Here is a 14,488-nt window from a genome sequence, read left to right on the forward strand (position 1 = left end):
TCTTCCCGGCTGGTGTCGCCGTTGTCGTCTGGGACCTGCGGCGCGGGTTCGTCCGCGCCGCCCCTCAGGTGGCCTCGCGCCCACCGGCGTCGGTGCCGTCGGCGGGCTCCGCCTCACCGGTCTCGGAGGCACCGTCGAACAGCAGGGCCGCGTCGGTGCGACCACGCCGGGTGCCGGTCTGGTAGGAGCTCATCATCTGGCGGACCTGCTCCGGCGGCCTGATCACGTCCTCGTCATCGTCCACCTGCTGCGCGGACGGATCCTCCCGCAGCTCGGGCACGATGTTCGCCTGCCGGACCCGCACCGGGAGCCCGGAACCGGTTTGCTGCGCCGGCGACGCCGCCGGGGTCAGCCCGGTCGACGTGTCCGAGGCGTCCGGGGCGTCCGGGGCGTCCAGAGCCGGCGGGCTGGCCTCGTCCGCGACCGGCCGGGGCGCGGTCACCGGGAACCCGCCCGGCACGGTCGGCGCGTCCAACGCCGACTGCCCGGCCGGGCGGCGCGGGCGTACCGGCAGCCCGGCGCCCTCCCCGGCCGACGCGTCCGGGGCCCCCGGAGCCGTGCGCTGACGCGCGCGGGTGGGCAGGGCCGGTCCGCTGTCGGCCTCGGGTGCCGTCGGCGCGACTGGAGCCGTCACGGGCTCCGCCACCGCCACCGCGACCGGCGCGGCCGGCCGGGCGGGCAGGTGGGCTGCCGGGCCGGCGGGCGGCGGGGCCACGGCGACCGGCGCGGAGGTCCCCGGCAGGCCGGGGCGCTCCGGGGCGTTGGCGTCGCCGCCCGGGTCGGCGACCATCTCCGGCGGGATCAGCACGACAGCGGTGGTGCCGCCGTACGCCGACTCCTTGAGCTGCACCCGGACGCCGTGCCGCTCGGTGAGCCGGCTGACCACGTACAGCCCGAGCCGGGCGGCGTTGGCCAGGTTCAGCTCGGACCGGTCCACGATCCGGTCGTTCGCGGCAGCGAGGTCGTCGTCGCTCATCCCGAGGCCCCGGTCCTCGATCTCCAGGACGAAACCGTTGGCCACCATCTGGCCGCGCACCTCGACCGTGGTGTGCGGGGGCGAGAAGGACAGGCCGTTCTCGATCAGCTCGGCCAGCAGGTGGATGACGTCGCCGACGGCCCGGCCGGCCAGCGACACCGCCCCCAGCGGCAGCACGTTGACCCGGGTGTAGTCCTCCACCTCGGCGACCGCGCCGCGCACCACGTCGACCATCGGGACGTTGCGTCGCCAGGCCCGGCCCGGGGTGGAGCCGGAGAGCACGATCAGGTTCTCGGCGTTACGCCGCATCCGGGTGGCGAGGTGGTCGACCCGGAACAGGTCCTCCAGCTCCTCGGCGTCGTGCTCGCGCCGTTCCATCGCGTCGAGCAGGGTGAGCTGGCGGTGCACCAGGGCCTGGGTGCGGCGGGCCAGGCTGAGGAAGACCTCGCGGACGTTGCGGCGCAGCTCGGCCTGCTCGACGGCGGTGCGCAGCGCGGTCTCCTGGACCACGTTGAACGCCTTGCCCACCTGCCCGACCTCGTCGTCGCCGAACTCCAGCGGCGGCGCCTCCTTGGCGACGTCCACCTCCTCGCCGTGGCCCAGCCGCTCGACCACGCTGGGCAACTGGTCGTTGGCGAGGGTGAAGGCCGCCTCGCGCAGCCGTTCCAGCTGCCGCAGCAGCGTCTTGGCGGTGGTGATCGACACGATGATGGACGCCACGACGGCGAGCAGGCCCAGGCCGGTGGCGAGCACCAGTCGGATGACCACCATGACGGCGACCGGGGTGGCCCGATCCACGACGTCGTCGCCGCCCTCGACCACCACCTCGCTCCACCGGGCCAGCGCCGGCGCCACGGCCTCGTCCCACTCGGCGGCCTCGAACCCCAGTCGGGGGGCGCTGCCCCGGCCCTGGAGGATGCTGTCCTCCAGGGCGCGCAGCTTCTCGAACGCCGGACCGCCGACCATGGCGGCGTAGCGCTGGCGGTCGGCGGCCGGCAGTCGGCTCACCGCGAGGTCGGCGGAGAACCGCTGCGCGCCGATGATCTGGGCGACCTGGGCCCGCTCGGCCTCGGTCACCCGGCCCGCCGCGAGCACGCCGGTGAGCAGGGCGTCCTCCTGGGCGAGCAGCTCGCGGGCGCGGTTGAGCTCGATCAGCGCGGCGGTGTCCTCGGCGACCTGCTCGTCGTCGAGCAGGCCCAGGGCCGTGTAGACGTCGAAGATGGACCGCACCACACTGCCGTACATGGTGAAGGTCGACGACCGGTCCGCGCTGCGGGCGTCCACCTCGGCGCGGGCCTGCCCCAGCCGGGACAGCTGCCCGTAGGCCACGTCGAGCCGCTGTTCCAGGGTGTCGCTGGCGGCCACGGCGGTGAGCCAGTCGCCGGACGACTCGCGGAACGCCGCCGCCAACTCGTCGGTGCGCCGCCGCTCCGCGCCCAGCGTCTCCCGTTGTGCGTCGTCCGGTCGCCCGAGGTACGCCAGCGACGCCCGGCGTTCCCGCTGCAACTGGAACACCAACGTCTCGCTCGGCTCGGACACCGACTCGTTGAGCGTCTGCACGCCGAGGAGGTTGAACCCGTCCCGCACGGTCACCCACGCCGCGAAGGCCCAGAGCGCGACGAGCGACGCCAGCAGAGCGACGACTTTGGTACGGAGATTCGTACTGCGGGAACGCATCACACCGTCCTGGCCGGGTGTTCGAGGGGGATGCCGGAGCGCCCGTGGCCGGTACACCGTCGGCCACGGGCGCACGCTAGCAGCGTCCGATTGTTCACTCAAGCGGCACTGATCAACGGGGGCGTCCGGTTCTCGGGCCTCTCGGCGGCGCCGTGACCGGCCCCGGCGCGGACGAGATGGTGGGCGGCGACGACGGCGGCGCGGACGATCACGGCCGGCCGGTACAGGTCCTTGTCGTGCCAGAGCGCGGGCTCCCCGTCGCGTCCGTCCATGGTGGCCAGGTAGCACCGGGCCCGCCCGAGCGCCGCCCCGACGCCGGCCGGCGCGGCAGGCCCGGCGGCGTGCAGGGCGTGCACGGCGTACGCCGTCTCCTCGACCGTGCCGCCCCAGCGCCCCCACGAGCCGTCGGCGCGCTGCCCCGCCAGCACCCACCCGGCCGCCCGGGCCACCGCGCCCGCCACGGCCGACCCCCGGCCGTAGCCGGCCAGGGCGAGCACCGCGCAGCTCGTGGCGTAGTACGGCGAGGCGTGCCAGCGGTCGGACCACCGCCCGTCGGGATGCTGCCGCTCGACGAGCCAACCCGTGAGCCGCCGCACCACCGCGTCGAGCCGGGCGTAGCCCGGCGCCCGGTGCCCCAGGTGCCAGCCGAACGCGTCGAGCACGTGGGCGTTGGTGGTGACCGAGGCTCCGTCCTCCCCCTGCCAGGTGCAGAAGTGCTCGCCGGTGTCGTACCCCCAGAGGCTGTCCGGGCCGACGGGGCGGCCGAGCCGGGCCAACGCGTACAGGGTCACCGCCGTGGTGTCGGCGTCGGCGGGCAGGCCGGGGGCGGTGGCGGTGCCGGCGGGACCGACCGTCGCCACCAGGCCGGCCAGCAGCCGGGGCGGGACCGGCAGCGCGATGCCGGCCCGGCTCATCGTGCTCAGCGCCCAGGCCCGCTCGAACACGGTGATCGGGGTGGCGCAGGGCACCGGCCCGCCCTGCTGACGGGCCACGTCCTCCAGGTAGGACACCGCCGCGCGGACCCCGGCCCCGGGGACGGGCACGCCGAGCCAGGCCGCGGTGGCCGCCGGCGAGGCACCGACGGTGCCCGGCCCGACGGGGGCCACCTCGGCGGCGCGGTGGGCCGCCGGGCCGCCGACCTCCAGGGCGTGCAGCAACTTCTCCGGCAGCGGCCGGCCGGCGGTGAGCAGCGCACGGACCCGGTCGAGCCGGGCGCCGTCCAGCCCTGACGGCAGCGGCAGCGCCCGAACGTCGCGCCAGGCGGTCAGGCCGGGCAGCGGGTCGGCACGCAGCGCGTCGAGGTGCGCGTTGAGCGAGTCGACCAGCGCCGGGACGGTCAGGTCGGTGGCCGGCAGGTCGGGCAGCTCGGGGCCGGCCGGTCCGGTGAGCCGGGCGTACAGGACGCGCAGGCCGCCGTCGACGGCGCGGGTCAGCCGCTCGGCGGCGCGGGCCTCGCGCAGCCAGGCGGCGTCGCCGCGACGCAGGGCGGTGAGCAGCGCCTCGGTGGCGCTCAACGTCGGCACCAGGGCGTACCCCTCCGGGCCGCCCCACGTCCCGTCCGGGCGCTGGGCGGCCAGCAGGTACGCGATCCGCTCCACGTGGTGGGTCAGCCACGGCGCGAGGCCGACCAGACGGGCGGTCTCGTAGACCGACACGGAGGACTGCCCCGAGAAGGTGAGGGTCATCGCGGAGATCAGCTCGCGGGCGTCGGCCGCGGACTCCGGGTCCCGCCGGGGCGGGTGGGTGACGCCGTCGCCGGTGGCCCGCGAGGGCCGGTGGGCGGCACCGCCGGACCCGCTGTCGTGACCGGTCCACGACCGGACGGCCGTCACCGTTCCCCCCAGAAGTCGGTCGACCGGTAGAAGCCGCTGCTGAACCCGATCTGCCGGGACAGGTACGCCGCCTGCAACGGGCAGCCGCCGGCCAGCGGGGCGAGCAGTTCGGTGCACCGCTCGACCAGATCGACGATGCGCTGGTCCACCTCGGCGCGGTCGGCGACGAGCAGCAGGGCGTTCAGGTCCCCCCACTGGAGGTCCCGCTCGTAGGTGGCCAGGTCGTTGACCAGCCGCAGCACCCGCTGCACCTCGTCGCTGACCGTGACCAGCCGGTCGAGTCGCCGGTGCGTCTCGGCGTCCCCCGTCCAGATCCAGTGCGCGACGTTGACCACCGTGCAGGCGAGGTTGTCGGCGTTGTCGAGGTACTCGGCGAAGCCGGGCAGCGGCGCGCCGTCGCGCTCCCGGGCGGTCTTCCAGTCCCACTCGCGGGCCATCGCGGTGACCGTCCGGCGTACCGCCGCGCGCCAGGCGTCGCCCAGTTCGGCGAAGGCCGGAACTCCGGCCAGCTCGTCGCGCAGCTCGGCGAGCAGACGGCCGAGCGGGTCGTCGGCGTCCGGGCTGGCGCCGTCGGCGACCGCCAGGGCGCCGGCCACCACCCGGTCGACGTCCGCCCGGGACTTCGCCAGGTAGTCGATCTGCCAGTCCAGGGCGAACCCCCACAGCACCGCCCGGTTGGTCAGCCGCAGCTGCTCGGCGGTGCACCAGGGCGCCCCGAAGGCGATGGCCAGGGCGATGTTGCTGAACAGCGCGCCGTCGAAGGGCGGGCCGGTGAAGAGGTCGGGGTACCGGGCGGCCTGCCGTTGCAGGTCCCGCTGCCCCTTGGCGGCGAGCGCGCAGATCCGGCCCTGCTCGGCGGCGGCGGAGAGCTGGTCGGGCAGCACCGTGGACGGACGGGTGGAGACGTTCACGCGACGACCCCGGTGCGGGCGGGGCGCAGGTCCAGCTCGACGCGGTCCCTCGTGCGCAGCGCGGCGGCGAGTTGCAGGGCGGGCAGCCGAGGGCTTCGCACCCGCATCCGGTAGCGGCTCAACAGGTTGGCCACGATGAGCTGCGCCTCCAGGTAGAACAGGTGCATCCCCACGCACTGGTGCGGCCCGCCGCCGAAGGGGAAGAACGCGTACCGGTCCCGGGCCCTGGCCCGCTCGGGGGTGAACCGGTCCGGATCGAAGACCTCGGGCCGATCCCAGTACCGCGCCAGCCGCTGGGTGATCAGCGGGCTGATCAGCAGGGTCGCGCCGGCATCGAGCCGCACCCCACCGAGCACCGCCGGGCGGATCACCTGCCGGGGCGCCATCCAGGCCACCGGGTAGAGCCGGATCAGCTCGTCCAACACCATCCGGGTGTAGCGCAGCCGCGGCAGGTGCTCGGGGCCGACCCGGTCGCCGCCCACCACCCCGTCGATCTCCTCCTGCAACCGGGCGGCGATCTCGGGCGAACGCTCCAGGTGGGGCCAGAGCCAGGTCAGCACGTTGACGGTCGTCTCGGTGGTCACGGCGACCATCGCGACCGTGTCGTTGCGGACCTGCCGCTCGTCCAGCGGCCGGCCGTCGCCGGCGGTGCCGCGCCACAGCGTGGCGATGACGTCGTCGCCGTCGGCGCCCCGCGCCGACCGGACGATCGGCGCCAGCACCTCGTCGATGCGCCGGGCGGCGTTCCGGAAGGCCCGGTCGCCGGGCATCGGCAGCGCCAGCGGGACGAACGGCGCCAGCACCCGGGGGATCACCGAGGTGGCGATCGCGTCCTGAGCCTCGATGACGCGCAGCGCGTCGGCGACGGAGATGCGGTCTCCGAAGAACGTGCGCATCATCGCGTGGCAGACGATCCGGGCCTGCTCGGCGCCGATGTCCACCGGGCGGCCGGCGCGGGCGGGCGCGTCCAGCTCGGCGACCGCGTCGGCGATCGTCTCGGCCATCGGGCCCATCAGCGCCTCGACCCGGCGGGCGGTGAACAGCGGCTGGAGGATGCGCCGGCTGTCCGACCACACCGGACCGTCGCCGAGGATGCCGTCGCCGAACAACCGGCGCAGCGGACCCCAGAACGCGCCGTCGCCGGCCCGGCCGAAGTTGTCGGCCCGGTCGCCCAGCACCTGCTGTACGTGGGCGGGGTCGGTCACGAGGTAGGGACGAAACGCCCCGAGGTTGAGCCGGACCACCTCGCCGTCGGCCCGCTCGCCGAACCCGATCAGGGCCCGGGCGGGGTCGCGCAGCAGTGCGGGCGCGACGTGGCGCAGCGGAATGGTTCTCGCTCGCCGGCTACCGGTGGGGGCGGTGTGTGGGGTTACCACCTGCGGTGCACTCCCCTAATTAACAGTGCGTCGCGTGACGACTGTACGGAGTCACGGTCCCGCCGAGCATGCCATTGAGCAGGTCATCTTCTCCAGTACGGAGCGGAATAATTTTCGCGGGCAAAATTTGAATCTTCCACAAGGGACGCGGTGCGCGGCTCCTAGCTGCGGAAATCCCGCCGATACCGCCACTGCGCCGCGACCGGCCAGTAGCCCAGTCCGGCGTTGAGGCCGAGCATCGCGTCGTTGCCGGCGTCGTTCAGGGTCACCGCGCACCGGAACCCGGCCGCCCGGGCCCGGGTCAGCCCGGCGTGCTTGACGAGCCGGGCCAGCCCTCGCCTGCGGTACGCCCGCCGGGTGCCGGTCATCCCGGACTGGTAGCAATCCCGGCCGTCGGTCAGCGCGATGCCGAACGCGGCCACCTCGTCGTCCACCACGGCCACCGTGGTCAGTGCCCGGTCCAGGTCGGGGCGCTCCCAGTAGGTGGCCAGCCAGTCGGCGTACCCGATCTCGTCCATCCCGACCTCGCCCGGCTCGTCCCGCGCCGCGTCCAGGTCGGCCTCGTACAGCGGACGCGGGTCGGGCAGGTCGGCGGCGCTCAGCAGCCGGACGCCGGGCACCGGCGGCGGGGCCGGGGGCAGCGGTGCCGCGAGGTCACGCAGCAGGAGCTGGGAGCGCCGGCCGCGCCGGTACCCGTGGCGCTCGGCGAACGCCAGGTCCGCCGGCGCGGCGTCGACCCTCGCGTACACCGCCCGAAGCACCCCGCGACGGCCTCGGCGTCGGCGTCCGCGAACGGCCGGACAGTAAGCGTCATGACGTGGCAATGTACCGAAGCCACCCGGCGTCCCGCCCGCGAGCGCATCCGCCGGCCCTCGGCAGCCCCTCGCCGGGAGCGGCGGGCGTGGTGCGCGGGAGACCCGGACACGCCCCGACGCGCTGTGCCAGGCTCAGGGGCATGGACGACAAGACCATCCTGAACCGGATCTCCGAGCTGGTCGACGAGGAGCACCGGCTCCGCTCGACGGCCCAGGCCAACGAGTCCGGCACCGAGGACGAACGGGACCGGCTGCGCGGGCTGGAGGAGTCCCTGGACCAGTGTTGGGACCTGCTGCGCCGCCGGCGGGCCGCGCGCGAGACCCACGGCGACCCCGACGCCCAGGGAGAACGCCCCAGGCCGGAGGTCGAGCGCTACCTCCAGTGACCGGCGCCGGGAGCGGAGGGCGGGCGCGCCGCCGTGGCCCGGGGTCTCAGGCCGACGCGCCGCCACGGCCCGGGGTGGCTCGGGCGGCGAGCACCGTGGCGACGGCGGCGATCAGTCCGTCGACCGTGTACGTCGGGGCGAAGCGGGTGTCCGTCCAGGCCCGGCCCCGGTGCAGCCAGACGCTGGGCAGGCCCACCGCCGCCGCCCCGCCGATGTCCGCCTCCGGGCTGTCCCCCACCACCCACGCCCCGCGCAGCGGCATCCGGACCCGCTGGGCCGCCAGCGCGAAGATCCGCGGGTTGGGCTTGCTGACCCCGACCTCCTCGGAGATCACCCAGTCGGCGACGTACCGGTTCAGGCCGGTCCGGCGGATCATCGCGTCCTGCTGGCGTACGGCGCCGTTGCTGACCACCACCGGCATCCAGCCGGCCCCGTCGGCGATGCGCAACGCGCAGGCCACCAGCGGGTCCAGCCGGCTACTCGCCAGCACCCCGTCGTGCAGCTCCTCCACCAGGTCGACCGAGGGGATGAGCAGCCCGTACCGGTCCCGGATCGCGTCCGCGACGTCCCAGCGGTCGGTCAGCCCGTCGGCGTCGACGGACAGCAACCAGTCGATGTCGGTGGCCGGGGCGCCGACGCCGTCGAGGAAGCGCTCGCCCCAGGCACGGAACGGGCCGGCCCGGTCGAGCAGGGTGTTGTCCAGATCCAGCAGGAGCAACGGCACTCGGGCACTTTAAGGCAGACGGGCCGCCCACCGACAGGGTCAGCCCGCAGCGACCTCGGTCAGCTCAGCCTCGCAGCGCCGCGCGGGCCGCCCCGGCGTCGGCGGGACGGTCGGCCAGCATCGAGTGCGCCGCCCGGGTGTCCGCGAGCACCGCCGGGTCGAGGACGGCCACCAGCACGTCCTCGCCGGTGTCCGCGCCCCGGGCCAGCGGCCGGCCCTCCGGGTCGTAGACCGCCGCGCCGCCGTTGAACCGCCACGGGTCCACGCCGTCCACGGCGTTGGCGAACACGACGAACATGGTGTTGTCCAGGGCACGGGCCGCGTAGTAGAGGTCCCTGCGGTGCGCGGAGCCCGCGAGGTAGCCGCTCGGGCAGAGGTAGCCGTGCGCACCGTCAGCCGCAGCGGCGCGACCGTGCTCGGGGAAGCAGCCGTCGTAGCAGATGCCCAGGCCGAACCGCCAGTCCTCGACGAGCAGGGTCGCCCCACGCCGGCCGGGCTGGAACAGCTCGCGCTCGTCGCCACAGAGCTGCTGCTTGTCGTACGCCGCGTGGGCGACGCCGCCGCGGTCGACGACCAGGGCGGCGATGGTCCGCCGGCCGTCCGGGTGCCGGACGGCCGCCCCGACGACCACGACCGCCGCGCCGTCGCGGGCGGCGGCCCGCAGCGGGTCGAGCCGGGCGTCGTCCACCGTGCCGTCCCCGGCCGCCACGAGGTCGGTGCCGGCCGGGTCGGCGGCCAGCGTCGGCGGGTGGTACGCGGGCAGGAACAGCTCCGGCAGCACCACCAACCGCGCGCCCTCGGCGACGGCCCGTCCGGTGAGCCGGGCGGCGGCGACGGCGTTGCCGGCGAGGTCCCCGGGCACCGGGTCGGCCTGGACGGCCGCCACGGTCAGTGGCGCGGCGGGGGTGGCGGGGGGTGTCATCGGGCGATCGTAGCCGGCCGAGGGCGGGACGATCACCGTGCGCGGCCCCGCCGGCCCCGGTCCCCGCTGCGGGCGACGTCCCGCCACCGCCCGCAAGCCGTACGTACGGTTTGCAGAGCGTCCGGGCACCTGACACGATCGTGCCGTGCCCAGAGTAAGTCAGGACCAGCTCGACGCCCGCCGGCAGGAGATTCTCACCGCAGCCCGGGCGTGTTTCGCCCGGCACGGATACGAGGGCGCCACGGTGCGGCGGCTCGAGGAGGCCACCGGGCTCTCCCGGGGCGCCATCTTCCACCACTTCCGCGACAAGGACTCGCTCTTCCTGGCGGTGGCCGAGGACGACGCGGCGGCCATGGTGGAGACGGTCGCCCGCAACGGCCTGGTCCAGGTGATGCGGGACCTGCTGGCCCGGGCCGTCTCCCCCGACACCACCGGATGGCTGGGCAGCCAACTGGAGGTGTCCCGGCGGCTGCGCACCGACCCCGCGTTCGCCCGGCGCTGGGCCGAGCGCTCCGCCGCCATCGCCGAGGCCACCCGGGAGCGGCTGGCCCGCCAGCGGGAGGTCGGCGTGCTCCGCGAGGACGTGCCGATCGACGTGCTGGCACAGTTCCTCGAACTGGCCTACGACGGCCTGGTGCTGCACCTGGCGATGGGGCGCCCGGCCGGCGACCTGGGCCCGGTGCTCGACCTGGTCGAGGAGGCCGTCCGCCGGCGCTGACCGGCGCCCGCCCGGCCCGGTCTCGGTCCGATAACTGCGCCCTCGGCCGAGGTCCACCATGGCGGTCCTGTTCCACAATGGGGTCGCGTTCCCCTCGCGCGACAGGAGAGCAGCATGACCGTCATCGCGGCGCCCGGCGACACCTGGGGCATCTCCGGCCCCACCTTCCTCTGGGTCTACCTGCTGGCGGCCCTCGTGGTCGTCGTGGGCTCGATCGTGCACCGGCGTCGGGTCCTCGCCGGCCCCCCGGCCGCCGACGTCGGCCAGCTCGGCCCCCAGCAGGTGGCCTTCCTCAACGGCGGCAACCAACTCGCGATCTGGACCTCGCTCGGCGGCCTGCGCGGCACCGGGATCGTCGGCGTCCGACCCGACCGGCGGCTGACGGTCGGCGGCCAGCTGCGGGTCGGGGCCACCCCGCTGGACCGGGCGGTCCACCACGCCGCCAGCCGCAACCTGTACGCCAGCGAGCTGGGCCGCGACGGGTGGGTGCTGCGGGCGCTCGAACAGCTGCGCGACGGCCTGCAGCGGCAGGGCCTGGCGCTGACGCAGGCGCAGCGGCTCTCCGCCCGGCGCGGGTCGTTCCTGCTGCTCTCGCTCGTGCTGCTCGGCGTTGCCCGGATCGTCGCCGGGCTGGCCAACGACCACCCGGTCGGCTTCCTGATCCTCCTCCTGATCCCGCTGGCCGTCGCGGCCGCGCTGATCGCCCGGGTGCCCTGGCGTACCCGGGCCGCCGACGTCGCCCTGCGCGAGCTGCGCCGGCGCAACCTGCACCTCGCCCCGGCGTCCGACCCGGCGTTCTCCACCTACGGGGCGGCCGGCGCGGCGCTGGGCGTCGCCCTGTTCGGTACCGCCTCGCTCTGGGCGATGGACCCGGGCTTCGCCGAGCAGGCCGAGATCCAGCGGCAGGCGCTCTCCCCCGGTGGCACCTCCAGCGGCGGCACCTCGTGCAGCGGCGGGGGGAGTTCGTGCAGCGGCGGCAGCTCCTGCGGAGGCGGGTGCGGAGGCGGAGGCGGGTGCGGCGGATGACCGGTCCGGGAACCGCCACGACCGACCCGGGTGTCTGGGCGGCCGGTCCGGGAACCGCCACGACCGACCCGGGTGTCTGGGCGGCCGGCGCGGGCCGGGACGCGGCCGGGGCGGGCGAGGCGGCCGGGGGCGGCCCGGGTCCCACCGGGGTCGGCATCGGCTGGCGGCCGGAGATCGCCGGCTTCGTCGCCGAGCTGCCGGGGCTGCGGTTCGTCGAGGTGGTGGCGGAGGCCGTCGCCCCGCACGGGCCGCCGCCGGCCGGGCTCGCCGAGCTGGTCGAGCGCGGCGTCACCGTCGTACCGCACGGGGTGCGGCTCTCCCTCGGCGGCGCGGAACCGGTCGACCCCGCCCGGGTCGCCCACCTGGCGCGGGTGGCCGAGCTGGTCGGGGCGCCGCTGGTCAGCGAGCACATCGCCTTCGTCCGGGCCGGCGGGCTGGAGGCCGGTCACCTGCTGCCGCTGCCGCGCAGCCGGGAGGCCGTCGCCGCGGTGGTGGCCAACGTCCGCCGGGCGCAGGCCGAGCTGCCGGTGCCGCTGGCGCTGGAGCCGATCGCGGCGCTGTTCGACTGGCCGGACGACGAGCTGGACGAGGCGGACTTCCTCACCGAGATCCTGGACGCCACGGGCGCGACGCTGCTGCTGGACATCGCCAACGTGCACGCCAACTCCCGCAACCGGGGCACGGACCCCCTCGCCCTGCTGGACCGGCTGCCGCTCGACCGGGTCGCGTACGTGCACGTCGCCGGCGGCGCCGAGCAGGGCGGCTACTACCACGACACGCACACCGACCCGGTGCCGCCGGTCGTGCTCGACCTGGTCGGCGCGCTGTGCGCCCGGCACCGCCCGCCGGCGCTGCTGCTGGAGCGCGACGGCCACTGGCCGCCCGCCCCGGAGCTGCGCGCCGAGCTGGACGCGATCGCCGCCGCCTCCGGGTACCCGGTGGTGACGTGAGCGCCGACCGGGGACACCCCGCCGCGCCGCACCGGCCCGGCGATCTGGCCGCCCGGCAGGCCGAGCTGGTGGCGACCCTGGTCGCGGGCGGGCCGCTGCCGCCCGGGTTCGCCCCGGGGCCGGTCGACGCCGCCCGCCGGGCCCTGCTGCGCAAGCGGGCCGGCGACGTGGCGCGGCACTGGCCGCTGCTCGCCGCCGGCCTCGGTGCCGCCTGGCCGGCGACGTTCGTCGGATGGGCGGCCGGCCGGCCCACCAACGGCTCGCTGCGCGACGGCTGGGACCTGGCCCGGGAGCTGCGGGGGCGGGACGAGCTGCCGCCGCTGGGCGCCGAGGAGCTGGCCGCCCGGGAGGCGGTCAGCCGTTACGACGGCGCGGGGGCGCCGCGCCGCCGCCGGCTGCCGTCCGTGGCCCACACCGGCGGTGCCGTCGCGGTGCAGCTCGCCGGCCGGGTACGCCTGCTGCGCCCGGCCCGACGCTGACCGACTCCCGCCTCGTACGGCAGGATCGGTCCCATGGATCTGGGACTCACCGACCGGGTATACGTGCTGACCGGCGCCTCGCGCGGGCTGGGCTTCGCCACCGCCGAGTGTCTCGTCGCCGACGGGGCGCGGGTGGTCGTCTCAGCCCGGGCCCCGGAGCGGGTGGCTGAGGCGGTGCAGCGGCTCGGCGGCCCGGAGCGGGCCATCGGCCTGGCCGCCGACCTGGCCGACCCGGCCACCCCCGAGCGGCTGGTCGCCGCCGCCCGGGAACACTTCGGCCGGCTCGACGGCGCGCTGGTGTCGGTCGGGGGCCCACCCACGGGCACCGCGGCCGGGGCGACCGACGCGCAGTGGCGCGAGTCCTTCGAGACCGTCTTCCTCGGCACCGTCCGCACCGCCCGGACGGTCGCCGCCGGGCTGTCCGACGGCGGCGCGATCGCGCTGGTCCTGTCCAGCTCGGCGCGCAGCCCGCTGGCCGGGCTGGGCATCTCCAACGGGCTGCGGCCGGGCCTCGCCGGGGTGGCCAAGGACATGGCCGACGAGTACGGCCCCCGGGGCGTGCGGTTCGTCGGCCTGCTCCCGGGGCGGATCATGACCGACCGGAACCGGGAGCTGCTCGCCGCCTCCGGGGACACGGGGCGGGCCCGGGCCGACGCCGAGGCCGGCATCCCACTGCGCCGCATCGGCGAGCCTGCGGAGTTCGGTCGGGTCGCCGCGTTCGTCCTCTCCCCCGCCGCCGGCTACCTGACCGGGATCACCCTCCCGGTCGACGGCGGCGCGCTCCGCAGCCTCTGATGCCCGCCCGCGCACCCGGGCCCAGCCGGGAGCCGACGCCGATCTCCCCTGGACTGGCCGGACCGACGCCGGCCGGAACGGAACCGACCGGCGCGAAGCCGACCGGCGCGGCCCAGGCCCGGCCGAAGCCGACCAGAGCGACGCCGACCGGAGCGGCCCAGGCCCGGCCGAAGCCGACCGGGGCGAAGCCGACCGGAGCCGCCCCGGCCAGGTCCGGTGGGGCGGAGCGGGGGCGGCGCCCGACGCGGGAGCAGCTGGCCGCCGCGGCGGACCGAACCATCCCCGACGTCATCGCGCCAGGGCTGGCCGTGCTCTTCGTCGGGATCAACCCCGGCCTCTGGTCGGCGGCGACCGGCTGGCACTTCGCCCGGCCCGGCAACCGGTTCTGGCCGGCCCTGCACCGGGGCGGCTTCACGCCCCGGCAGCTGCACCCGAGTGAGCAGGACACGCTGCCCGGGTACGGGCTGGGCATCACCAACATGGCAGCCCGGGCCAGCGCTCGGGCCGACGAACTGACCGCCGACGAGCTGGTCGACGGGGCGGAGATCCTGGCCGACAAGGTGCGGCGGCACCGGCCCGCCTGGGTGGCGGTGGTCGGGGTGACCGCGTACCGGATCGGGTTCGGTCGACCGAAGGCGACCTTCGGGCCGCAGCCGGAGCTGCTCGGCCGCGCCCGGCTGTGGGTGCTGCCCAACCCGAGCGGGCTGAACGCCCACTTCACGGCGGAGACCCTGGGCGTGGCCTTCGGCGAGCTGCACGCCGCGACCGCCGCCCCTGCCTGACCGGCCCAGGCCAGGCCAAGCAAGTCCGGCCGACCCGGCCGACCCGGGCGGGTCGGTCGGACCGGGCGGGTCGGTCGGACCGGGCGGGTCGGGCGGACCGGGCGGGTCGGTCGGACCGG

General features: G+C 76.2%; 14 protein-coding genes. 7 read left to right on the plus strand and 7 right to left on the minus strand.

Annotated features, from left to right (window positions below):
* Positions 1–64: 64 nt before the first annotated feature.
* The 5 genes from GVV04_RS21915 to GVV04_RS21935 form a co-directional block, all read right to left on the minus strand.
* Positions 65–2,653, minus strand: coding sequence for a sensor histidine kinase (locus GVV04_RS21915; protein WP_161689995.1), 2,589 nt, complete (start codon positions 2,651–2,653; stop codon positions 65–67).
* Between the two features lie 98 nt (positions 2,654–2,751).
* Positions 2,752–4,485 (minus strand): prenyltransferase/squalene oxidase repeat-containing protein, encoded by a 1,734-nt coding sequence (locus tag GVV04_RS21920; protein ID WP_328822511.1) that lies wholly within the window; start codon positions 4,483–4,485, stop codon positions 2,752–2,754.
* Positions 4,482–5,396, minus strand: a complete 915-nt coding sequence (locus GVV04_RS21925) for a terpene synthase family protein (RefSeq protein WP_328822512.1) — start codon at positions 5,394–5,396, stop codon at positions 4,482–4,484. The genes GVV04_RS21920 and GVV04_RS21925 overlap by 4 nt, the downstream gene beginning before the upstream one ends.
* Entirely contained in the window at positions 5,393–6,724 is a 1,332-nt protein-coding gene (locus tag GVV04_RS21930; RefSeq protein ID WP_161690544.1) for a cytochrome P450, read from the minus strand. The genes GVV04_RS21925 and GVV04_RS21930 overlap by 4 nt, the downstream gene beginning before the upstream one ends.
* A 209-nt stretch (positions 6,725–6,933) precedes the next feature.
* On the minus strand, positions 6,934–7,521 hold the full coding sequence (locus GVV04_RS21935) for a GNAT family N-acetyltransferase (RefSeq protein WP_161689996.1): 588 nt from the start codon (positions 7,519–7,521) through the stop codon (positions 6,934–6,936).
* A 206-nt stretch (positions 7,522–7,727) separates the two neighbouring features.
* Between GVV04_RS21935 and GVV04_RS21940 the strand changes: the two genes are divergently transcribed.
* On the plus strand, positions 7,728–7,973 hold the full coding sequence (locus tag GVV04_RS21940) for a DUF2630 family protein (protein WP_161689997.1): 246 nt from the start codon (positions 7,728–7,730) through the stop codon (positions 7,971–7,973).
* A gap of 46 nt (positions 7,974–8,019) precedes the next feature.
* Here GVV04_RS21940 and GVV04_RS21945 read toward each other — a convergent pair whose 3' ends face one another.
* Together GVV04_RS21945 and GVV04_RS21950 are read right to left on the minus strand one after the other, a co-directional pair.
* On the minus strand, positions 8,020–8,697 hold the full coding sequence (locus tag GVV04_RS21945) for an HAD family hydrolase (RefSeq protein ID WP_161689998.1): 678 nt from the start codon (positions 8,695–8,697) through the stop codon (positions 8,020–8,022).
* Positions 8,698–8,761: 64 nt separating this feature from the next.
* Complete coding sequence (locus GVV04_RS21950) at positions 8,762–9,619, minus strand: carbon-nitrogen hydrolase family protein (RefSeq protein WP_161689999.1); 858 nt, start codon at positions 9,617–9,619, stop codon at positions 8,762–8,764.
* 145 nt (positions 9,620–9,764) lie between these two features.
* Here GVV04_RS21950 and GVV04_RS21955 point away from each other — a divergent pair, with 145 nt between their 5' ends.
* The 6 genes from GVV04_RS21955 to mug all read left to right on the plus strand — a co-directional run bounded on the left by GVV04_RS21955 (position 9,765) and on the right by mug (position 14,369).
* Positions 9,765–10,337, plus strand: coding sequence for a TetR/AcrR family transcriptional regulator (locus tag GVV04_RS21955; RefSeq protein ID WP_161690000.1), 573 nt, complete (start codon positions 9,765–9,767; stop codon positions 10,335–10,337).
* A 114-nt stretch (positions 10,338–10,451) separates the two neighbouring features.
* Positions 10,452–11,363: a TIGR04222 domain-containing membrane protein gene (locus GVV04_RS21960; RefSeq protein WP_161690001.1), complete on the plus strand. Its 912-nt coding sequence runs from the start codon at positions 10,452–10,454 to the stop codon at positions 11,361–11,363.
* Positions 11,360–12,313 carry a DUF692 domain-containing protein gene (locus GVV04_RS21965; RefSeq protein ID WP_161690002.1) on the plus strand — a complete coding sequence of 318 codons (954 nt, stop codon included), beginning with the start codon at positions 11,360–11,362 and terminating at the stop codon, positions 12,311–12,313. The genes GVV04_RS21960 and GVV04_RS21965 overlap by 4 nt, the downstream gene beginning before the upstream one ends.
* Positions 12,310–12,792, plus strand: coding sequence for a hypothetical protein (locus GVV04_RS21970; protein WP_161690003.1), 483 nt, complete (start codon positions 12,310–12,312; stop codon positions 12,790–12,792). The genes GVV04_RS21965 and GVV04_RS21970 overlap by 4 nt, the downstream gene beginning before the upstream one ends.
* 33 nt (positions 12,793–12,825) lie before the next feature.
* On the plus strand, positions 12,826–13,587 hold the full coding sequence (locus GVV04_RS21975) for an SDR family oxidoreductase (RefSeq protein WP_161690004.1): 762 nt from the start codon (positions 12,826–12,828) through the stop codon (positions 13,585–13,587).
* A 254-nt stretch (positions 13,588–13,841) separates the two neighbouring features.
* The gene (mug, locus tag GVV04_RS21980; RefSeq protein ID WP_161690546.1) at positions 13,842–14,369 is read left to right on the plus strand and encodes a G/U mismatch-specific DNA glycosylase; all 528 of its coding nucleotides are present in this window, start codon (positions 13,842–13,844) and stop codon (positions 14,367–14,369) included.
* The last annotated feature ends 119 nt before the right edge of the window (positions 14,370–14,488 follow it).

It is taken from the genome of Micromonospora rubida, from assembly GCF_009908295.1.
In the GTDB taxonomy this organism is placed as follows: Bacteria; Actinomycetota; Actinomycetes; order Mycobacteriales; family Micromonosporaceae; genus Micromonospora; species Micromonospora rubida.